The organism is Micromonospora arida (genome assembly GCF_042873195.1).
Lineage (GTDB): Bacteria > Actinomycetota > Actinomycetes > Mycobacteriales > Micromonosporaceae > Micromonospora > Micromonospora arida.
Window position 1 is genome coordinate 143,585 of sequence record NZ_JBIALC010000010.1, and the last position, 19,577, is coordinate 163,161.

Here is a 19,577-nt window from a genome sequence, read left to right on the forward strand (position 1 = left end):
CCAGGATTTAGCGCGATCACCGGTGCGCGGGCGCCCGAGACCAGCACGATCACGGTGGTCGGCGGGAACGAAGACCTCCGCCCGCTCCTCGATCAGCTCGCCGAGAGCAACCCGGACAGGCGTACGGGCACTGTGCAGGACACCGCCGCGGCAGTGACGCTTCCTCGCCAGGGAGGAAGCGTCACTCATCCACGGTGTCCTGCTCCCCGTGGACGGCGAGGCCCTCGCGATCTGACGACAGGCCGGCTCGGCGCGTCGGCGCCGAGCCGGCCTCACCGGCGACTGATCAGGATCGGTCAGACCTGGGCTGCCTGGAGGACTATCGCGAGGAGGCGGGAACGGAGCCTACTTGAGCTGCCCCGCGGTGAGGCCCGACTGCACCTGGCGCTGGAAGGCCACGTAGATGGCGAGCACCGGGAGCACCGCGATGCTCAGCCCGGCGAACAGCCGGGCGTAGTCGCCGGCATAGCCCTGGCTGACCGAGAGCGCGAACAGTCCCTGCGCCAGCATCCACTTGGACTCGTCGCCCTGCAACAGCACCTGCGGCAACAGGAACTGGTTCCAGTGGCTGAGGAAGTTGAAGATCGCCACGCTGATCAGTCCCGGACGGGCCATGGGCAGCATCACCCGGAAGAAGAGCCGGAAGTGACCGCAGCCGTCGACCAGCGCGGCCTCCGCCACCGAGGTCGGCAGGGTCCGGAAGAACGCGGTCAGGAAGAACACCGTGAACGGCAGTGAGTAGGCCGCGTACACGAGGATCAGCCCGAGCCAGGTGTTGAAGAGGCCGGCGTTGCGGACCACGAAGAAGAGTGGCACCAGGGCGAGGAACACCGGGAACATCAGGCCACCGACGAACAGGTAGTAGACGACCTGGCGGCCGCGGAACTCGTAGCGGGCGAAGACGTACGCGGCGGTGGCGCCCATCAGCATGGTGAGGCTGACCGAGCCGGTCACCACCACCAGGCTGTTGAGGAAGTACCGGCCGATGTGCGCGCCGGTCCAGGCCCGCGCCCAGTTGTCCAGGTGCAGCGCGCCGGGGAGCCCCCACGGGTCGGCGAGGATCTCACCGTTGGTCTTGAACGAGCTGATGAACATCCACAGCAGTGGCAGTACGGTGAGCAGGCCCCAGAGCAGCAGGAAGCCGTGCGAGAGGGCGTTGGCCACGCCGAGTTCCCGGCGTATCGGGCGGTCCCCGCTGACGACCGGGGTCGGGGCGGTCGCGGTGGGCTGATCCAGAGTTGTCACGAGTATTCGATCCGTTCGCGCCGGCCGACCCGCAGCGACAGCACCGCCACCGAGAGGGTCAGGAAGAACATCACCACGCCGATCGCCGAGGCGTAGCCGAACTTGGTCTCGCTGCCGAAGGCGGTGTCGTACATGCGTACGCCGATCACATCGGTGGAGAAGTTCGGCCCGCCATTGGTCATCAGCTGCACGAGGATGAACCCGTCCAGGGCGAAGATGGCCAGATAGACCCAGGCGACCTGGACGGTGTCCCAGAGCAGCGGCAGGGTGACCCGGCGCAGGGTGGTGAACCGGGACGCGCCGTCGAGCAGGACGGCCTCGTAGATCTCCTTCGGTACGGCCGACATCGCCGCGCCGAACAGCACCACGTAGAAGCCGACGTTGCTCCACACCATCACGGCGAGCACGCACCAGAAGGCGGTCGCCGGGTCGCCGAGCCAGGTCGGCGCGGGCAGGCCGAGGCCGTGCAGCGCTGTGGTGAGCAGCCCCTTGTTGGGGTGGTACACCTCCTTCCACAGCAACGCGATGATCACCACGGAGAGCACCTGGGGGAAGAAGTAGACGGTGCGGTAGAGCGCGCCACCGCGTACGCCGGTGACGCCGGCACTGCCCTTGCGCCCGCCCATGGCGAGCATGGTGGCGAAGAAGAGCCCGAGCACGATGGTGAGTACCGGCACCAGACCCAGCAGGATCGCGTTGTTCTTCAGCGCGTTCCACACGTAGTCGTCGTGCCAGAGGGTCTTGAAGTTGGCCAGGCCGACCGGGTTGGCGTCGGCCGAGTAGCCGAGCCAGTCGGTGGTGGAGATCTGGAACGCCTGGAGGTACGGCGAGACGACGAAGAACACGTACAGCAGCACCGGTGGCACCAGGAACGTGACGATCAACGGCCACTTGCCATGTTTCACGAGAGGGACCTCTCCGTTGGGGTACGGCCGGTGGGGGCGGACCTCTCCCCCACCGGCCGGGCGGTTCAGGCCGCTCGCTTGTACTTCTTGATCGAGCTGTCCTGGGCGATCGAGTCGGCGCCCTTCTGGCACTGTTCGAGGAACTCGGCGGGGCCGATCCGGCCGCTGAAGAACTCGCCGCACGCGGCGTCGACGAGGTTGCGCTCCAACTTGCGGTAGAAGTTGTTGTAGACCCAGTTGAAGCCGTTGGCACCGGACGCGTCGAGGGCCTTGACCACGGTGCTCAGCCCGTACGGCAGCTCGACGCCCTCGGTGGCACCGGCGACCACGGTGAGGCTGGCGACCTTCTTCGTGAAGTCCTGGGCGCCCTTCTTGGAGAGCATGGTCCGGAAGTACTCCAGGCCACCGGCGACGTTGCGGGCCTTGGCGGGCACCATGAACGGTTCACCGGCGGTGCCCCGGATCGCCTCGAACGGCAGTTTGTCGCCGCTGCCCAGACTCGGCGTCGGTGCGATGGTCATGTTGAACCCGGCCGGGGTGACGTCCTTCTGCTCGCTCTCCAGCCAGGAGCCGCAGGAGATGAAGGCGGCCTTGCCCTGGCACCAGGCGGTCTGCGACTGCTTGTGGTCCAGGCCGGGCGAGCCCTCCAGGATGTACTTGTCCTTGACGATCTGGTGCCAGGCGTCGGCGGCGGCGCGCATCGAGTCGGACTTCCAGGCGTTCGGCTCCAGGTTGTCGATGGCGGTCGCCACGGACGGGCCGCCGAACTTGATGGCCGTGGAGATCAGCGGCCAGCTCATGTAGCGGGGGTGCAGACCGGCGTACGTCCAGGGGGCGATGCCGGCGGCCTTGATCTGCTTGCAGAGCGCGATGTGCTCGTCCCAGGTCTTCGCGTACGACCAGCCGCGGTCGGCGAAGAGCTTGGCGGAGTGCCAGATGCCGTAGGCGGTGTAGGTGTAGTTGAGCACCAGGAACTTGCCGTCGTAGGAGCCGACCTCGACCGCGCCGGGCAGCAGGGTGTCCTTGACCGTCTTGCCGGGGATGTCGAGGCTCGGGGCGGCCAGCAGGTCGTCGAGGCCGGCGAGGGCGTTCTGGCTGACCAGGCCGTTGAAGTCGATCTGGCTGGAGCCGGAGTTGTTGACCACGTCCGGCGGGGTGCCGTCGACGAAGCGCGGCTGGAGGGTCTTGCTGATCTCCTGGGTGGAGGAGTGCTTGATCTTCGCCTTCGGGTACTTCTCGGTGTACATGGCCTCGTGGGCCTTGGCGTACTCCTCACCGAACCCGCCGCCGAAGATCACCACCTCGAGTGGGGCGTCCTCCTTCACGCCGAGCGGGTTCTGCGCGCTCTTGGTGCCCTGGTAGGTCTCGGCATCGTTCTTGTCGCCGCCACCGCTGGTGGCGCAGCCGGACAGCAGGCCGGCGGCGGGGGTGGCCAGGAGGCCGGCGGCGGCGCTGCGCCGCAGGATGTCACGCCTGTTCATGGGTTCTCCTCGGGTCGGGTCGGGCGGATCGCCGGTCTGTGGGGGGAGGCGTCCGCCGCGCGAGGGGCGGTAGTTCTCTTCAGTTCATGCTCTATTGCTGAAGAATTTCTACGACAGCCGGGCTCGGACTTCAAGTCCTGAGGGTCGAACCGTTATCACCACCAGCCGCCGCCAGGTCGCCTAGCCTTGGGCAATGCGCCGTCTGCGCCAGCTGGCCGAGCGCACCCCCGCTGGGCGGGAGCGGTTCGTCGACCTGCTCCGCGCGCTCGCCATCACCATGGTCGTTCTCGGACACTGGAGCGTCACGGTGATCGGGCGCGACGTCGCCGGGCAGGCCACCGGGCACTCCGCGCTCGGCGACCTGCGCTGGGCGTACCCGCTGACCTGGCTGGCCCAGGTGATGCCGGTCTTCTTCCTGGTCGGGGGGTACGCCAACGCGGCCTCGCTGACCCGGCTGCGGGCCCGCGGCGGCGACGCCACCGGCTGGCTGATCGACCGCAGTGCCCGCCTGCTCCGCCCCACCAGCACGCTGCTGCTGGTGCTCACCGCTGCGGCGGCGGTCGCCTGGCTGCGCGACATCGACCCGACCCGGATCCGCCAGGTGTTCTGGTTCGCCACCATTCCGCTCTGGTTCCTGGTCGCCTATCTGGCGGCGGTCGCGCTCACCCCACCGATGTACGCGCTGCACCGCCGCCTCGGCCTGGCCGTACCGCTGGCGCTCGTCGCCCTGGTCGGCCTCGGCGACCTCGGCCGGCTGAGCGGGCCGGAGGAGCTGAGCTACGGCAACTACCTGTTCGGTTGGCTCGCCGTCCACCAGCTCGGCTTCGCCTGGCACGACGCCCGCGCCGCGCCGCCACGTGCCGAGACCGACGCTGCCGGGCCGTCGACCCCCGACCGCCCGGGGGTACGCCGACGGCGGCTGCCCACCTCCCGTCCGGCCGGTCTGGTCTTCCTGGCGGGCGGGCTGGGCGCGGCGCTGCTGCTCACAGTGCTCGGCCCCTGGCCGGTGGCCATGCTCAAGGTGCCCGACGAGCGGCTCGACAACGCCGCGCCGCCCAGCCTCGCGTTGCTGGCCGTCGCCGCCGGTCAGCTCGGTCTGATCCTGCTGCTGCGCGGCCCGGCGGAGCGACTGCTGCGCCGCACCGGGCCGTGGCAGCTGGTGATCGGGGTCAACCTGGTGGTGCTGACCGTCTTCCTCTGGCACCTGACCGCCGCGATCCTGCTGATCGGGTTGCTCGACGCGGTCGGGACGCTGCCCACCCCGGCGGTCGACACGGCCGCCTGGTGGGCCTGGCGGGTGCCCTGGTTGCTGCTGCTCGGCGCCGTACTGGCGGTGCTGGTCGCCATCTTCGGGCCGGTGGAGGCGCGCAGCGGCCTGCACCGCACCCGGCGGCCGACCCTCCGGGGGACCCCGGCCCGGTCGGCGTTGGCGGTGGCCGGCTACGCCGCCGTGGTGGCCGCGCTGCTGGTCAACAGCACCGCACCGCAGCAGGCCCCGGAGCCGCTCGGCACGCCCGTCCCGGCGCTGGCGGCGTACCTGGCCGGGGCGGGCGTGCTGCGACTGCTCAGGTCTGGGTGGGGAACCCGAGGTTGACCCCGCCGTGGCGCGGATCCAACCAGCGGCTGGTGACGACCTTGCCCCGGGTAAAGAAGCGCACTCCGTCCTCACCGTGGGCGTGCAGGTCACCGAAGAGGGACGACTTCCAGCCACCGAACGAGTGGTACGCCATCGGCACCGGGATGGGCACGTTGATCCCGACCATGCCCACCTCCACCTCGTGCTGGTAGCGCCGGGCAGCCCCGCCGTCGTTGGTGAAGATCGCCGTTCCGTTGCCGTACGGGCTGGCGTTGACCAGGTCCACCGCCTCGTCGTACGAGCCGACCCGGACCACGCTCAGCACCGGTCCGAAGATCTCGTCGGTGTAGATCGACATGTCCGGGGTCACCCGGTCGAACAGCGTCGGACCGAGCCAGAAACCGTCCGGGTCGCCGTCCGGCGTCACGTCCCGCCCGTCGACCACCGCCACCGCGCCGGCAGCGACACCGGCGTCCACGTAGGACCGCACTTTCGCCTCGTGGGCGGCGGTGACCAACGGGCCCATGTCGCAGCCCCGCCGGCCGTCGCCGGTACGCAGACCGGTCACCCGCGCGGCGATCCGCTCGACCAGCGCGTCCGCCACCGGCTCCACCGCCACCAGCACCGAGATGGCCATGCACCGCTCCCCCGCCGAGCCGAACCCCGCGTTGACCGCCGCGTCGGCGGCCAGATCCAGATCGGCGTCCGGGAGCACCACCATGTGGTTCTTCGCCCCACCGAGCGCCTGCACCCGCTTGCCGGCGGCCGTTGCGCGTTGGTAGACGTACCGGGCGATCGGGGTGGAGCCGACGAACGACACCGCCCGCACCTCCGGGTGCTCCAACAACGCGTCGACCGCCTCCTTGTCGCCGTTGACCACGTTGAGCACCCCGTCGGGCAGACCCGCCTCGGCGAACCACTCGGCCAGCAGCAGCGCCGCACTCGGGTCCTTCTCGCTCGGCTTGAGCACCACCGCGTTGCCGCAGGCCACCGCCACCGGCACGAACCACAGCGGCACCATCACCGGAAAGTTGAACGGGGAGATCACCGCGACCACTCCGAGCGGCTGCCGGATGGTGTACGAGTCGACCTCGGTGGACACGTTCTCGCTGAACGCGCCGCGCAGCGCCGACGGCAGGCCACACGCGTACTCGATGACCTCCAGGCCACGCTGCACCTCGCCGGCGGCGTCGGCGACCACCTTGCCGTGCTCGGCGGTGATCACCTCGGCGAGCCGGTCCCGCCGGGCGTGCACCAACTCCCGGAAGGCGAACAGCACCGCGGACCGCCGGGCCAGCGACGCGTCCCGCCAGGCCCGCGCCGCGCGGGTGGCGGCCTGCACCGCCACGTCGACGTCCGCGGTCGAGGCCAGCTCGACCTCGGCGGTACGCCGACCGGTCGCCGGGTCGAACACGTCGCCGCGCCGCTCGGACGTGCCGCCGACCCGCTTGCCGTCGATGAAGTGACCGATGCTCATGCCGCCACCCCCGCCGCCGAACGGATCGCGTCGACGAGGATCCCCAGGCCCTCACGGGCCTCCTCCTCGGTCAGCGTCAACGGTGGACCCATCCGCAGCACGTTGCCGTGGAGCCCGCCCTTGCCGGTGAGCAGGCCACCGTCGCGGGCGGCTTCGAAGACCCGGTTGGTCAGCGCCGGATCCGGCTCACTGCCCCCCGGTCGGACGAACTCGACGCCGAGCATCAGCCCCTTTCCGCGTACCTCGGCGACGCAGTCGAGCCCGCCCACGGCGGACCGCAGGCCGTCGGCGAGGATCGCGCCGACGCGGGCCGCGTTCGCCTGGAGGTCGTGCGCGATCAGGTAGTCGAGCACCGCGTTGCCGGCCGCCGTGGAGATCGGGTTGCCGCCGAAGGTGGAGAAACTGATGGCCGGCACCGACTCCAGCACCTCGGCCCGGCCGACCACCCCGGCCAGGGCGAACCCGTTGCCGATGCCCTTGGCGAAGGTGAGCAGGTCGGGGGTGACGCCGTGCGCCTGGTAACCCCAGAAGTGCTCCCCGGTACGCCCCCATCCGGTCTGCACCTCGTCGGCGATGAACAGGATGCCGTGCTCGTCGAGGACCTTCTTCCAGCCGGCGAAGAGCCCGTCCGGCGGGTGCACGAAACCGCCCACACCCTGGATCGGTTCGGCGATGAGCGCGGCCACGTCACCGGCGGTCTGGGTGGCCAACACCTCGCGCAGGTCCTCCACCGCCGCGTCGACCTGCTCCTCGGCGCTGAGTCGGGCCAGCAGACCGCGCACCCGGTCACCGGAGTGCAGCCAGGCCACCTGGAGCGGGTTGAGGGCACTCGCCGACCAGTTGCGGTTGCCGGTGACGCCCATCGCGGCGTACGACCGGCCGTGGTAGCTGTTACGCACGGCCAGGACCTGGTGCGAACGGCGATGGTTGGTGGCGACAAGCAGCGCGGCCTCGTTCGCCTCGGTGCCGGAGTTGGTGAAGAACACCCGGGCGTCCGGGATGCCGGAGCGCTGGGCGATCTTCTCGGCCAGCTCCACCTGTTGACGGATCAGGTAGAGCGTCGAGGTGTGCACGATGCCGGTGGCGAGCTGCCGCTCGACGGCCTCCCGGATCTCCGGGATGTCGTACCCGATCATGTTGGTCAGCACGCCGCCGAAGAAGTCCAGGTAGCTGCGACCCTGCGCGTCGGTGACCCGGCGGCCCGAGCCGGAGACCAGCTCGATCGGCTCGGCGTAGTACAACGGCATCCAGGACGGGAGCACGGCCCGGTGCCGGGCCAGCAGGTCGTCGGTCATCGTGGCAACCCTTCAGCGGCGTTCGTGGATACCGCACGCTCCCACCGCCGGCCGGTGTGAACAACTGGCAGTGTGTAGCGCGATAGGGGCCCCGAGCTGACAGCACGCAACGATTTCCGTGGCTTTTCCGGCATATCGCCGCCCTTCCCCGCAGCATCCGAGACCGTCCACCACTCGATCCGCAGCCTGGCCGGCGTGGCTACCCTGGGGTGGTCGACTGTCGCCCAGGAGGCACGCGATGCGGATCGAGCAGACGATCGCCGAGCTGGAACGGGTCGCCGTACGGGAGGTGGGCCGGGGCAGCGAAGCGCTGGCCGTACCGGCGGCGGGTGGACTGCTCGCCGCCGCCCGGTCGCTCGCCTGCACCGGCGCCCCGGACGCCGCGGTGTTCACCGGGTTCTTCATCCCGGGCGCCGAACCGCCACCGCCCTACCCCGGTACGCCCACCTGACCCACCTCATCGCGTGCGAGCGGGTCGGGCCCGGGATGGACGGCCGGCCCCGTCGACGCCGCAGGATCCGGGCCGCGTTCCGGGCCGGCAGGGTTCGGAGCATTCGACGGAGGACCGGCGGGCTTCGGGTCGGCGGAATGTCGGACAGGCGGCGCGGCCGTGGGATCGGGCGCGGTGCGGTTCGAGGCGGTGCGGTTCGTGGCGGCGGGGTCCGGCGCTGCCGGTCGGGTGCGCAGCGGTAGGTGCAGGGCGGCGGCGACCAACGCGAAGGCCCCCCAACCGGCGCCCAGCGCCAGGGCCGACGACACGTCCTGGAGGTAGTGGTAAGCGGTGAGGAAACCGACCAGCGCGAGGCTGTTGCGGGCGAAGTGCCGACTGAACTCGCGCAGCTCGCGGCGGGCCTCGACGGCGACCAGCACCCCCGAGTAGGGAAACGTCACCACCATGCCGCGTAGCACCGCACCGAGCAGCGCGGTGAGGATCGCCCCGACGAAGATGACCGCCAGCTTGAGCAGCGCCGGCAGCCCCTCCGGACGGACGTCGCTCGACGTTTCGAGGGCGCCCTCTGAACCGACAGCGGCCTCTGAACCGACAGCGGCCGGGCGGCCGGCGGCGGGTGTGCTGGCGTGCGACCGGGCGCGACGGCGCAGCAGCAGCATCGCCGCAAGCCAGAGCACCAGCATGCCGGCCAGGGCCGCCTCGAACGGGACGGGGACGGCCAGCAGGCCGGCGCTCAGTGCCACGTACACGCCGACCCCCGCGCCATCGGCCAGCAGAATCGGCCAGCGCAGCTGATGGTGGGTGACCGCCACGGTGACGAAGAAGAGGTTGAGCCCGAGCACGCCGAGCAACTGCGCGCCGTCCACCCGGTAGCCGGTGCTGACGAGGGCGAGTGTCATCGGCAACGGAAGGCTGTAGACCAGGGCTCGGAGCCGGACCGAGCGGATCACGCTGACCGCCCAGACCACGGCCGTCACCAGCAGGACCGCACTCCACGTCATGGGTCACCCGTCTCCGCCCTGGTGGGGCCGTCAGTCCTGGAAGGTCGCGGCATTCGCGCAGAGGTCGAAGACGCGGGTGAGCCGGCCGACGTCCGTCCGGTTGACCGAGAACTGGTTCTCGCCGATCTCGCCGTGCGCGGTCATCCGGGCCTCCCAGCAGCTCGACCCGTCCCAGACTGCCAGATTGACGTGCAGGTGTGGACTGACCACACCGAACAGCAGCAGACCGACGCGCACCCCCGCCTTGCGCTGCTTCTCGACCAGGGTGGACAGCTCGTCGGTCAACTTGGCGTAGACGAAGACGCGGGTGATCCGGACCCCCCGATCCAGAGCGTCCTGGTTCGCCTCCCAGTAACGCCGTCCGATGTCACTGCGCCACCAGCTCAGCTCCCCACTCACCCGGGGCATCACGTTCGTCAACGCGTCCAACCGGCGCACGCAGCTCCGGGTCGCGCCGACCAGGTCCTCGTCCTCGTCGCCGCGCCGGATGATCCGACCCTCCGCGAGCTGCTCGGCCTCCAGCCGGAACTGCTCGTAGCGCCGCTGCGCCTCCGCCGCGACCCGGGTGCCCTCGTGCTGCTCCGCGGCCTCGCGCATGGCCCCGGCGAGTTCGGTGGTGGTGCGGACCAGCCAGGGTGGGCCGTCCAGCAACGTGCGCAGATGGAACCGTCGCTCCGCGCGCGCCAGCGAGTCGACCAGCAGCGAGATGGTGATCCCCATCAGGCCGGCCAGCAGCGACTCCACCCCGGAGGCCGCGTTACTGAGGTCGAGCATGACACTGAGCGTGACCGACAGCGTGATGCCGACCAACGCCACCGGATCGGTGTGCGCAACCAGGCGGGCGAACCCGTCTGCGGTGCTGCCGCGTCCCCTGAGCCGTCGACGGACGTCGTCACGAGCCATCGAATTACCCCAATCCGCCGATGCCGCCAGGGTAGTGACTGCTCACAACCGCCGGTACCGACATTCCGGGCGGGTAGCATCCGGCAGATGCAGAGAGCGGATGCGGCCCTGTCGACCGGGGTGGTCGCCGGCCAGGTTCCGGCGGAGATCTGGGCCTGGGTCGACTCCGCCCCGCTACGCGGGCTGATCCGGCACTTCGATGGTGACTGGCCAGCCGGTGACCTGGCCGCGGTCCTCGCCTGGCTGGACGACTTCTCTGCCCGGCACTGGGATTTCCGGCAAGGGCGGGAACGCCCGGAGGCGCGGGAGCCGGCCTTCGACGCGCGGACGGCGGAGGTGGTCCTCGACGCGGCCGCCGCCCTCGGCATGGTTCGACCGGTGCCGCCGTCCCGGCCGGCGTACGCCCACCTGGTGGTGCTCGGCGGCCTGGCGCATGCCTGCGTGCGCCGCGTCGCCCACGCCGCGCACCTGCTGCGCACCGGCCTGCGGGTGTCCGGCGAGGTCGCCGTGCTGGGCAGCTTCCGGCCGCTGTCAGAGTGGGAACGCGGGACGCTGGCCGACGCTGGCCTGCCGGCCGAGGACACCGAGGTGGACGTGCTGGACTCGGCGGTCCGGCGGGTGTTCGGGGTGGCCGCCCCGACGGAGCAGGACGGCGTGGACGCCGGCCATCCGCACCATTCCTGGTCGTCGCGGACCTACCGGCCGGCTGGTCTGCCAGCGGTGCGGGTGCTCGCCGCGCCGTCGAGCGAACCGCACCGACGGCGGGCGCACACCGCCGACACGCAACGTTTCTGGGCCGGGCACGTCCAGCTCGCCCCCGACGACGCGGTGCTGCTGGTGACCGCGCCGATCTACGTGCCGTTCCAGCACTGCGACGCGCTACGTACCCTGGCCGTGCCGTACGGCTGCGAGATCGAGACCGTCGGGGTGGACCCCACCCTGGCGGACCTGGCCAGGCTGCCGGAGCAGACGCTCAGCCCCGGCCGCTACCTACAGGAGATCCGCTCGGCCGTCCGGTCGATGCGCGCCCTGCACGCGGCGCTGGTCGCCGGCTGACCCGCGCATGGTCGAGGGCCGGCGCACGACGGATTGCCGCACACCGGCCCGCTGGATCATGGTCAGTTCACGTAGACAGCGGCGTTGCCCTTGGTGCTGTCGCGCACCGGCGAGTACGTCGCCGAGAAGTACGCGGTGCCGAAGCAGAGGGACGGGCCGGAGAACTTGGTGAACGGCTGATTGGTGAAGGTGATCGAGTTGGTGGCGTTGGCTGCCGCGCCGGTGAGGCTGTTGGTGCTGGTCCGGTAGACGCAGGTGATCGTGCCGAGCAGCGAGTTCAGCACGACGGTGCTCTGGACCGGCGCCGCCGCGGTGCCGGAGATCTTGACCACGCCGGCGCTGGTGACGGAGGTGGCGTACGGCAGGTTGTTGAGGGCGATGCTCTGCACCCCGGTGGTGCCGAACACGTTTGTGGTGCAGGTGCCGAAGCTCTGGGCGGTGAGGCTCTCGGTGGCGGTGCCCGGGGCAGTCGGGTTGGTGAGCACCTTGGCGCTGAAGCTGGACGCGGCGCACTTGATGCCGGTGGTGCCCGAGGTGGAGTTGTAGAAGGTGGCGTTGGTGCCGGCCTTGAGGCTGGCCTGGATGACGTCGTTGACGGCGACGGCGGTGCCGCCGGCCGTGGGGTAGGTCAGGACGTTGCCGGCGAGCGCGGCCGACGGGTCCGCGGAGGCTGGCGGGGCGGCTACGAGACCGGTCAGCAGCGCGAGGGCGACGAGGCCCCCGCCGATTTTTCCGTACCTGAGCATGGTGCTTCCTTCCGGTGGTGGGACGGGAACGAGCGGACCGCGCAGGCGGTCACCGCCGGGCGGGTACGCCGGGCGGCGATTGTGGCCGTCCGATGTGGACGGTGGCGGTGGTGGTGGAGGCGCCGGGCGAGGGCGCGGGTGAGGGAGGTGCCGCGGATCAGCGGGCGGGTCGGCGTGGTGCACTGCGGCGTAGCCGCGTCACCTGCGCCTTTCCGGCATTGGGAGAGCGTTCGTGTTCGGCGATAATGACAACCATCGGGCCCTCCTTCGACGAGTCGGGGTGACCACCCGCGGTGATCACCAATGGTGACGGGGAGCGAGCTGAGCGTGAGGAAAGTTATAAACCCCGGAGGGTCGCAAAGTCAACGGATCGAAAGAGGCCAATGAGTTGACCACGCAGAGCCACCCTCAGCCGGTGCCGGCGCCCTTGCCGGGCGCACGCCCGGGCCGCGACCCGGACCGCGCGATCAAGCGCGGCCCGCGACGGGTCTCCGCAGAGGTCGTGGCCGCCACCCAGCGCGACCGCCTCTTCGACGGGCTCGTGCACGAGGTGGCGACGAAGGGCTACGACAACGCCCGGGTCAGCGACATCTGCCACGCCGCCGGCGTGACCCGGCCAGCCTTCTACGCCCTGTTCACCGGCAAGGAAGATGCCTTTCTCGCCGCGTACCGGCACGGGATCGCCGTGGTGTCACAGCTGATGGAGAGCGCCTACCGCGAGGCCGGCCCGACCTGGCCGGACGCGGCACGCGCCGCGCTGCGCACCCTGCTGGAGGTGCTGGCGAGCGTGCCGGCGTTCGCCCGGATGGCGCTCGTCGAGGTCGACGCTGCCGGCCCCGATGCCCGCCGCGAGCGCGACGCGCTGCTCAACAGCTTCCGCCGATTCTTCGCCGACGCCGGCCCGGGGCCGGCGCTCGCCGACGTGGACCGCGACGAGCTCGTGTCCACGGTGGTCGGCGGCATCTACGCCACCGTCCGCGGCCGTGTGGCGCGGGGCCGGGCGGCGGAGTTGCCGCAACTGCTGTCGGTGCTCACCTACGCGGCCACGGCGCCGTTCCTGGGCACCGAGGGTGCGATTCAGGCGACCCGGCCGATCAGGCCGGACGACGGCCCGAGGACGACCGCGCCCTGCGCACCGACCCACCACTCCTGATCACACGGTCGGAAACCGCAGCGGTTTTTCACTTTGGCCGCATTTAACAAATACCGCCCAAATGGCCGCCACGTGCCGTTGACCTCCCCTTTACTCGGCGGTAACTTCGGCTCTGCGCCCTAGAAGGGCAGGCCGGAGATGCAATTCCCATTGTCGCCGATGGATTGATCTTAAGGGGAGCCGCCATGTCGAAGGAAACCACAATCGCACCCGGACCGCCGCGCAGTGGCGTGCGCTGGCGCCGGTTCGCCGCCACGTTCGGCATCGTCGTGGCGGGTGCCGCTGGCATGATCATGCTCACCGCCCAGGGCGTGCTGGGCGCGCAGTTCGCCATCTCGGGCATGCCGTTCACCGTCACCGCCGACAGGCTCAGCGGCACCGGGTTCGAGCAGTTCGCCACCCTCGACCAGATGATCCCGGACAGCCCCAACCAGGGCGACACCGGCGGGCAGGTCCTGGTGATGGTCTCGGCGATCGACAGGGCGGAGCTGACCAACCTCTGCCAGAGCATCAACCTCGGCGGCGTCTTCCTGAAGATCACCGCCGGCGGCGGCGACACACCTGTCACCGCCCGGACCCTGGTGGTCGACGGCGACGAGATCGCCGGCAACGCCGCCTTCAGGAACATCGACATCGGGCAGGACGCCAGCACCCTGGACAAGGTGCCCGGTGTGAAGGGCAACCCCGGCGTCTTCTCCCAGCAGGCAGACTCGATCGTCATCGAGAACCTGCGGCAGAACAACTACGCCACCACCGCGGCCGTCTTCAACCTGCCCAACCTGCGCATGGCGTTCACCCCCGACGGGTGCTGACATGAGCAGCGAACAACACCAAACGGCGCCGGCCGTCCGCGGATCCCGCGGGCGGTGGCGCCGCTGGCGGCGGGCCCGCCCATTCGGCGCCGCCGTACTGATCACCCTCGGAGGCGCCGAGATGCTGGTGACCCTGCGCGCGCCGCTCGGGGTGCTGCTGCACATCGGACCGCAGGGGCTCGCCGCATACCTGGTACCCACCATCCTCGTGATCTGCGGCGTACTGCTGATCACCGCCCCGCAGCAGCGGGTCTTCTACGCCGTGGTCTCGCTGGTGCTCGGGCTGGTCTCCTGGTTGACCTCGAACCTGGGCGGCTTCGTGGTCGGAATGCTGCTGGCCCTCCTCGGCGGAGCACTCGCTTTCGCCTGGACTCCGGACAAGGACCACCCTGCCACCGGGGCCCCGACGGAACCCGCGAAACCCGCGTCGCCTGAGGATGAGAACGAGGACGCCGCCGACACCATGCTGCTACCCGGGATGCAGTCACCGGACCCCAGCCCGGCCGACCGGGGGTGAGTCAGCGGGCGGTGTCGGCGACTGCCTGCGCGAACACTTCGGAGCGGTGCTCGAAGTTACGGAACCGCCCGTAGCTCGGAGCCGCCGGGGAGAGCAGCACGACGCCGCCCGCCGGAGTCAGCTTGCGCGCCAGCCCGACTGCGGCCACCAGATCCTCGGCGAGCTCGGTACGAACCGCCGGCAGCCCGGCCAGCACCTCGATGATCCGGGGGCCGCTGTCCGGGATGCCGATGACCGTGATCTCCCGCTCCGCCAGGTGCTCGGCCAACGGCGTGTAGTCCAGACCCCGGTCGTTGCCCCCGACGATCACCGTCAACGGCCGCCCGTCGTACGCGTCGATGGCGTGCATGGCCGCGTACGGGCTGGTGGCCAACGTGTCGTCGACGAACGTCAGCCCGGACGGGTCGGTGATCTCGGTGAGCCGGTGGGCCAGCCCCTGGAACTCGGCGACCGCGACGGCGAGGTGGTCCTTACCGGCCACCACGTCGACGCCAAGAGCGTCGAGCACGGCGAGCGCGACACAGAGGTTGCCCTCGTTGTGCCGGCCGACCAGCGGCAGCACCGCACGCGGGAAGAGCGGCTGATCACCGAAATGGAACCACTGCGTACCGTCGGAGCCGGTGGCGACGTGGGTGGTGTCGGGGCGACCGGCGCGGACGGCCGGCAGCTCACCCAGCTCCGCGGCGAGCCGGGGGTCGCCACCGTTGACCACTATCGCCTGCGGGTCGTGGGCGAGCAGGTTGAGCTTGTCCCGGTAGTACTCCCGTTCCCCACCGTGCGCGTCCAGGTGCTCGGGGAAGAGCGCGGTGACCACCGCCACCCGCGGCGAGTCGGTGAGGTCGCTGCACTGGTAGCTGGACAGCTCCAACACGTACAGCTCGGCGTCCGGCAGGTCCAGAGTCGGCACCCCGATGTTGCCGCCGAAGACGTTCGGCCGCCCCATCGCGGTGAGCAGGTGACTGATCAGGCTGGAGGTGGTGCTCTTGCCCTTGCTGCCGGTGACCCCGACGGTGCGCGCGGCGTGGTCGGCCATCCACAGCGCGGTGCCCTGGGTCACCAGGATTCCGCGGCGGCGCAGCTCGATCAGCCACGGGTGGGTCTGGGGCACGCCCGGGGAACGGACGACCACGTCCGCGGCGGCCAGTCGCTCGAAGCCCGCCTCGCCGGTGACCAGCGGCGCCGCCTCGGCCAGGGGGCCGTCCCAGGGCAGCGACAGGAAGTTCGCGCTGTCGTCGACGGCGACCAGCTCGGCCGGGCCGTGCGCGGCGATGGCGGTCACAGCGGCCCGGCCCTCCCGACCGGTGCCCCAGACGGCGACGGTACGTCCGCGCAGGTCAGAAAGGCGCACGGGGCTCTCCTCGTGGGTCACGGCGGCGGCAGGGCGGGCCCGGTCCGGACACGGCCGGACGAACCAGGGCCTAGTATGGCGTGTGCCCAACGAGCAGCTCCGGCGGATGGACGCCTTCACCTTCCCGTCCTACTCGATCGACTTCGCCACCGGCGAGGTGTTGTTCGACTACGCCCTGACCGGCCCGGCCGGTGAGCAGCGGTTCACCGAGGTGGTCACACTTCCGCTGCCGGCGGAGCCGCCCTCCGACGAGACGGTGGCGACCCTCAACCGGGTGCTGGAGGTGCTGCACCTCGTCGCCGGGGTCAGCTACTACAAGGCCGCCGCGCCGCCCCGGCTCGTGCTGCCGGCGCCGCTGGGCGCGGCCACCGTCGACTACGTCACGGCCGTCTACACCAGGGGCCTCGCGGAGTACGCGTACCGCAACCAACTGCCGCACGTGCTCGAGCTGCGCCCGGAGGTGCCGGCCGGCACGCCGGAGTCACCCCGGGTGTACGACGACTCGGACCGTCGCCCGCTCTCGGCGGTCGGCGGCGGTAAGGACTCGATCGTCAGCCTGGAGGCGCTGCGTCGCGCCGAGCTGGACCCGGTGCCGTTCTCGGTCAACCCGAACCACGTGATCGTCGCCGTCAACGAGGCGTCCGGGCTGGTCCCGCTGGCCGCCCGGCGGCGCATCGACCCGGTGCTGTTCGACCTGAACGCGGCCGGCGCGCTGAACGGGCACATCCCGGTCACCGCCATCAACTCCCTGATCGCGGTGGCCACCGCCGTCCTGCACGGGCTGGGCCCGGTGGTGATGTCCAACGAGCGTTCGGCCTCCGACCCGAACCTGGTCTGGAACGGCCACGAGATCAACCACCAGTGGTCCAAGGGCGTCGAGGCGGAAGGGCTGCTGCGGGCGTCGCTGGCCGAGCACGCCGGCCTGACCGACCCGTACTTCTCCCTGCTGCGTTCGCTGTCCGAGCTGCACATCGCCCGGCTGTTCGCCGAGTTCACCCGGTACGACGACGTGGTGACCAGCTGCAACCAGGCGTTCAAGCTGCGCGACGCGAGTGAGCGCTGGTGCCGTGACTGCCCGAAGTGCCGCTTCGTCTTCCTGGCCATGGCGCCGTTCATGCCGCGGGAGCGGGTCACCCACATCTTCGGCGGCGACCTGCTGGCCGACGAGTCACAGATCCCCGGCTACCGCGAGTTGCTGGGCGTGGACGGGCACAAGCCGTTCGAGTGCGTGGGCGAGGTCGAGGAGTCGGTGGTGGCGCTCGGCCTGCTCGCCGAGCAGGACCAGTGGCGCGACGCCCCGGTGGTCCAGGCCCTGGTCGACGCCGTCCCGGAGACGGCCTGGTCCGCGGTGGCCACCTCGGACGTCTTCACCCCCGGAGGCCCCAACCACATTCCCCCGAGTTACGCAAAAGCTCTGAACCACCTCATGTGACGCGCTAGACGTTCAGGCCCGCGCTCCGGCCCCCCGCGCCGGCGTTGCGCACCCCTCCCTCCGGGGGTCCCATGATCGCGACAGCTAGCCGGTGGAGTGTGTCGCGCTGCCCCTTTGGAGCTGATGTCGTAGACGAATCGAGCGAGGCGGGCCGAGCCGCGGCCGGGACACGTCGAGCCCGGACACGTCGAGCCCGGACACGTCGGGGCGGACCATGGCCGAGCGGACCCAGGGGCCGGGCCATGACCGGGCCGGGCCATGACCGGGCCGGGCCATGACCGGGCCGGGCCATGACCGGGCCGGGTAAGGCCAGGGGGATGATTCGTTTACGACATCAGCTCCAAAGCGTGCCCGACCCAGATGCCCACCCCTACGCCGAGCCGTCCGCCGTCCAATCCGCAACACGGAGCCGTGTCAGGGCGCTCGGACCGCTTCCAGGGCCAGTAGGGCTACGTGTAGGGACAGGGCGGCCTCTACCGAGTCGAGGTCCACGTCGAGGATCCGGGCGATGCGGGCGAGGCGTTCGTAGAAGGCCGGTCGGGAGAGGTGGGCGGCGGCGGCCGCGGCAGACTTGTTGCGACCCTGCTCCAGGTAGGCCCGCAGGGTGTCGAGCAGCTGCTCCCGGGGGTGCCGGGCGTCGTACTCCAGCAGCGCCCCGAGTTCGCGCTCGACGAAGGTCTGCAACCGGGGCTCGTCGCGCAGCAGGTGCAGCAGCCCGGCCAGCCCGACGTGGGGCAGCCGGAAGATCGGCAGGTCACGCCGGTCCCGGCGCGCGGCCTCGGCGATCTGCCGCGCCTCGACCAGCGACCGGCGGGCCTCCCGCGGACTGCTCACCCCCGATCCGGCGGCCACGATCACGGCACCTGGACCGCCACCCCGGAACGGATCGACACCGGACGTGGCGCGGCCGGTGCCGGCGTCGAGGCGTACCCGACGAAGGGCGCTGGCGAACGCGGACAGCGCGCGGTCCTCGGCGGCCGCGTCCGGGAGGGCCAGCAGGGCGCCCACCGAGTTGTCGTCGACGGCGCTGGTCAGCGCGGTCAGCTTCGCCTCCCGCAGGGCCTGGCCGACCGCCTCGGAGAGATCGCGCAGCCGGGCCTGGCCGGCCTCGGGGCCGATCTCCCCGGCGGGGTCGTCGGCGCGGTGCCGGACCATCACGCCGACCAGGTGCCGCCGGTCGAGCACCACGCCGAGCGCCTTGGCCCGCAGCCCCACCTCGTCCACCGGGCGGGAGTGGTCGAGCAGCGCGGTGAGCAGGGTGCGATGGATCTGCCGCTCCAGGCCCTCGGCGTCGCGGCGGATCAGCCGGCCCAGCGCGAGGGTGGACGCGGCCCGCTCGATCAGGATGGTGAGCCGGGTGGGCGAGCCCGCGTTCGGTTCGACGGCCCGGGCGCTGGGCACGTCGCCGCTGGCCGGCCAGCGCAGCAGCAGTCGGCCCCAGTCCTGCCCCCGGGCACCGACGGTGGTCACCAGCCAGCCGCTGTCCGGGTCGTACGCGGTCCGCCCGGCCGGGCGGATCCGCCGGGAGTGCTGCTCCCAGCCGTCCAGCAGCAGCTCGGCGCTCTCGCCCGCCGGGTCGTACCCGAGCACCTGCCGGGACAGGTTCTCCAGCACCACGGGGCAACCGGACAGCTCGGCGGCCTGTCGGATCACCTCGGTGGCGTCGGCGCCCTCGACGGACAGGTCGTTGAACCGCTGGTGGATCTCCTCGGTGGCGCGCAGCTCGGTGAGCTGCGCGTCGACGATCAGCGCGTGCACCGCCTCGGTGATCCGGACGAACGGGGTGGCCCGGCGCAGCTCCACCAGGGGCAGCCCGCGCCGCTCGGCGGCGGCGGCCATGACCCGAGGCACACCGCTGACGTACCGGCGGCCCAGCTCGACGACGAGCCCGGAGACTCCGACGTCGGCGAGGTCACCGATGAACGCGCGCAACCCGGCGTCGTCCCCGGGCAGACCGATGCCTGTGGTGAGCACCAGTTCGCCACCGCCGAGCAGGGTGGCGATGTCCGGCACCTCGGCGACGTGCACCCAGCGGACGGGTCGGTCCAGCCCCTCGTCGCCGGCGACCACGCGGGGCGCACCGTGGCGGACCGGGTCCAGGGCGAGGACCTCACGGACGGTAGGGAACACGGCCGCCACGCTACCGTCCGTGACGCCGGAACTCGACTTGCCACCGGCG

17 protein-coding genes are annotated in these 19,577 nt (G+C 71.1%); 7 read left to right on the forward strand and 10 right to left on the reverse strand.

The window, feature by feature from the left end; all coding sequences use genetic code 11:
- Positions 1-345: 345 nt before the first annotated feature.
- From ACFYP0_RS25775 to ngcE, 3 genes are all read right to left on the reverse strand, one after another.
- Positions 346-1,245: a carbohydrate ABC transporter permease gene (locus tag ACFYP0_RS25775; protein WP_124858480.1), complete on the reverse strand. Its 900-nt coding sequence runs from the start codon at positions 1,243-1,245 to the stop codon at positions 346-348.
- Positions 1,242-2,150 carry a carbohydrate ABC transporter permease gene (locus tag ACFYP0_RS25780; RefSeq protein WP_091403945.1) on the reverse strand — a complete coding sequence of 303 codons (909 nt, stop codon included), beginning with the start codon at positions 2,148-2,150 and terminating at the stop codon, positions 1,242-1,244. The genes ACFYP0_RS25775 and ACFYP0_RS25780 overlap by 4 nt, the downstream gene beginning before the upstream one ends.
- A gap of 65 nt (positions 2,151-2,215) precedes the next feature.
- A complete protein-coding gene (gene ngcE, locus ACFYP0_RS25785) occupies positions 2,216-3,631 on the reverse strand; it encodes an N-acetylglucosamine/diacetylchitobiose ABC transporter substrate-binding protein (protein WP_386997875.1) in 1,416 nt (471 codons plus the stop codon).
- A 193-nt stretch (positions 3,632-3,824) separates the two neighbouring features.
- Between ngcE and ACFYP0_RS25790 the strand changes: the two genes are divergently transcribed.
- On the forward strand, positions 3,825-5,225 hold the full coding sequence (locus ACFYP0_RS25790; RefSeq protein WP_386997877.1) for an acyltransferase family protein: 1,401 nt from the start codon (positions 3,825-3,827) through the stop codon (positions 5,223-5,225).
- Here ACFYP0_RS25790 and ACFYP0_RS25795 read toward each other — a convergent pair.
- Both ACFYP0_RS25795 and ACFYP0_RS25800 read right to left on the reverse strand, forming a co-directional pair.
- Entirely contained in the window at positions 5,197-6,684 is a 1,488-nt protein-coding gene (locus ACFYP0_RS25795) for a CoA-acylating methylmalonate-semialdehyde dehydrogenase (RefSeq protein WP_386997879.1), read from the reverse strand. The two genes, ACFYP0_RS25790 and ACFYP0_RS25795, sit on opposite strands and share 29 nt — an antisense overlap.
- Positions 6,681-7,979 carry an aspartate aminotransferase family protein gene (locus ACFYP0_RS25800; protein WP_124858473.1) on the reverse strand — a complete coding sequence of 433 codons (1,299 nt, stop codon included), beginning with the start codon at positions 7,977-7,979 and terminating at the stop codon, positions 6,681-6,683. Before ACFYP0_RS25800 ends, ACFYP0_RS25795 begins: the two co-directional genes overlap by 4 nt.
- A 238-nt stretch (positions 7,980-8,217) precedes the next feature.
- Here ACFYP0_RS25800 and ACFYP0_RS25805 point away from each other — a divergent pair, with 238 nt between their 5' ends.
- Positions 8,218-8,430 (forward strand): hypothetical protein, encoded by a 213-nt coding sequence (locus tag ACFYP0_RS25805; protein WP_356979004.1) that lies wholly within the window; start codon positions 8,218-8,220, stop codon positions 8,428-8,430.
- Here ACFYP0_RS25805 and ACFYP0_RS25810 read toward each other — a convergent pair.
- Positions 8,409-9,431 carry a hypothetical protein gene (locus ACFYP0_RS25810; RefSeq protein WP_356979002.1) on the reverse strand — a complete coding sequence of 341 codons (1,023 nt, stop codon included), beginning with the start codon at positions 9,429-9,431 and terminating at the stop codon, positions 8,409-8,411. The two genes, ACFYP0_RS25805 and ACFYP0_RS25810, sit on opposite strands and share 22 nt — an antisense overlap.
- A 30-nt stretch (positions 9,432-9,461) precedes the next feature.
- Positions 9,462-10,334, reverse strand: coding sequence for a hypothetical protein (locus tag ACFYP0_RS25815; RefSeq protein WP_355494743.1), 873 nt, complete (start codon positions 10,332-10,334; stop codon positions 9,462-9,464).
- Positions 10,335-10,421: 87 nt separating this feature from the next.
- Between ACFYP0_RS25815 and ACFYP0_RS25820 the strand changes: the two genes are divergently transcribed.
- Entirely contained in the window at positions 10,422-11,390 is a 969-nt protein-coding gene (locus ACFYP0_RS25820; RefSeq protein WP_355494745.1) for a hypothetical protein, read from the forward strand.
- Between the two features lie 62 nt (positions 11,391-11,452).
- On the opposite strand, the gene ACFYP0_RS25825 is transcribed toward ACFYP0_RS25820, so the two are convergent.
- Positions 11,453-12,136 (reverse strand): Tat pathway signal sequence domain protein, encoded by a 684-nt coding sequence (locus tag ACFYP0_RS25825; protein ID WP_355494747.1) that lies wholly within the window; start codon positions 12,134-12,136, stop codon positions 11,453-11,455.
- A 415-nt stretch (positions 12,137-12,551) separates the two neighbouring features.
- Here ACFYP0_RS25825 and ACFYP0_RS25830 point away from each other — a divergent pair, with 415 nt between their 5' ends.
- The 3 genes from ACFYP0_RS25830 (at position 12,552) to ACFYP0_RS25840 (ending at position 14,618) form a co-directional block, all read left to right on the forward strand.
- Positions 12,552-13,289 carry a TetR/AcrR family transcriptional regulator gene (locus tag ACFYP0_RS25830; protein WP_355494749.1) on the forward strand — a complete coding sequence of 246 codons (738 nt, stop codon included), beginning with the start codon at positions 12,552-12,554 and terminating at the stop codon, positions 13,287-13,289.
- A gap of 185 nt (positions 13,290-13,474) precedes the next feature.
- The gene (locus ACFYP0_RS25835) at positions 13,475-14,101 is read left to right on the forward strand and encodes a DUF6230 family protein (protein WP_124858468.1); all 627 of its coding nucleotides are present in this window, start codon (positions 13,475-13,477) and stop codon (positions 14,099-14,101) included.
- 1 nt (position 14,102) lies between these two features.
- Positions 14,103-14,618: a DUF6114 domain-containing protein gene (locus ACFYP0_RS25840; RefSeq protein WP_355494751.1), complete on the forward strand. Its 516-nt coding sequence runs from the start codon at positions 14,103-14,105 to the stop codon at positions 14,616-14,618.
- A 1-nt stretch (position 14,619) separates the two neighbouring features.
- Here the strand turns inward: ACFYP0_RS25840 and murD are convergent, their stop codons facing one another.
- Complete coding sequence (murD, locus tag ACFYP0_RS25845) at positions 14,620-15,966, reverse strand: UDP-N-acetylmuramoyl-L-alanine--D-glutamate ligase (RefSeq protein WP_356978998.1); 1,347 nt, start codon at positions 15,964-15,966, stop codon at positions 14,620-14,622.
- An 82-nt stretch (positions 15,967-16,048) separates the two neighbouring features.
- Between murD and ACFYP0_RS25850 the strand changes: the two genes are divergently transcribed.
- Positions 16,049-17,398, forward strand: coding sequence for a hypothetical protein (locus tag ACFYP0_RS25850; RefSeq protein WP_356978996.1), 1,350 nt, complete (start codon positions 16,049-16,051; stop codon positions 17,396-17,398).
- Positions 17,399-17,812: 414 nt separating this feature from the next.
- Here ACFYP0_RS25850 and ACFYP0_RS25855 read toward each other — a convergent pair whose 3' ends face one another.
- Positions 17,813-19,528, reverse strand: a complete 1,716-nt coding sequence (locus ACFYP0_RS25855; protein WP_449289056.1) for a PucR family transcriptional regulator — start codon at positions 19,526-19,528, stop codon at positions 17,813-17,815.
- Positions 19,529-19,577: the final 49 nt, after the last annotated feature.

Excerpts from the sequence above, each read along its gene's own strand:
- ngcE (WP_386997875.1), bottom strand. The coding sequence starts at position 3,631 with ATGAACAGGCGTGACATCCTGCGGCGCAGCGCCGCCGCCGGCCTCCTG.
- ACFYP0_RS25790 (WP_386997877.1), top strand. The coding sequence starts at position 3,825 with ATGCGCCGTCTGCGCCAGCTGGCCGAGCGCACCCCCGCTGGGCGGGAG.
- ACFYP0_RS25795 (WP_386997879.1), bottom strand. The coding sequence starts at position 6,684 with ATGAGCATCGGTCACTTCATCGACGGCAAGCGGGTCGGCGGCACGTCC.
- ACFYP0_RS25800 (WP_124858473.1), bottom strand. The coding sequence starts at position 7,979 with ATGACCGACGACCTGCTGGCCCGGCACCGGGCCGTGCTCCCGTCCTGG.
- ACFYP0_RS25805 (WP_356979004.1), top strand. The coding sequence starts at position 8,218 with ATGCGGATCGAGCAGACGATCGCCGAGCTGGAACGGGTCGCCGTACGG.
- ACFYP0_RS25810 (WP_356979002.1), bottom strand. The coding sequence starts at position 9,431 with ATGACGTGGAGTGCGGTCCTGCTGGTGACGGCCGTGGTCTGGGCGGTC.
- ACFYP0_RS25815 (WP_355494743.1), bottom strand. The coding sequence starts at position 10,334 with ATGGCTCGTGACGACGTCCGTCGACGGCTCAGGGGACGCGGCAGCACC.
- ACFYP0_RS25820 (WP_355494745.1), top strand. The coding sequence starts at position 10,422 with ATGCAGAGAGCGGATGCGGCCCTGTCGACCGGGGTGGTCGCCGGCCAG.
- ACFYP0_RS25825 (WP_355494747.1), bottom strand. The coding sequence starts at position 12,136 with ATGCTCAGGTACGGAAAAATCGGCGGGGGCCTCGTCGCCCTCGCGCTG.
- ACFYP0_RS25835 (WP_124858468.1), top strand. The coding sequence starts at position 13,475 with ATGTCGAAGGAAACCACAATCGCACCCGGACCGCCGCGCAGTGGCGTG.
- ACFYP0_RS25840 (WP_355494751.1), top strand. The coding sequence starts at position 14,103 with ATGAGCAGCGAACAACACCAAACGGCGCCGGCCGTCCGCGGATCCCGC.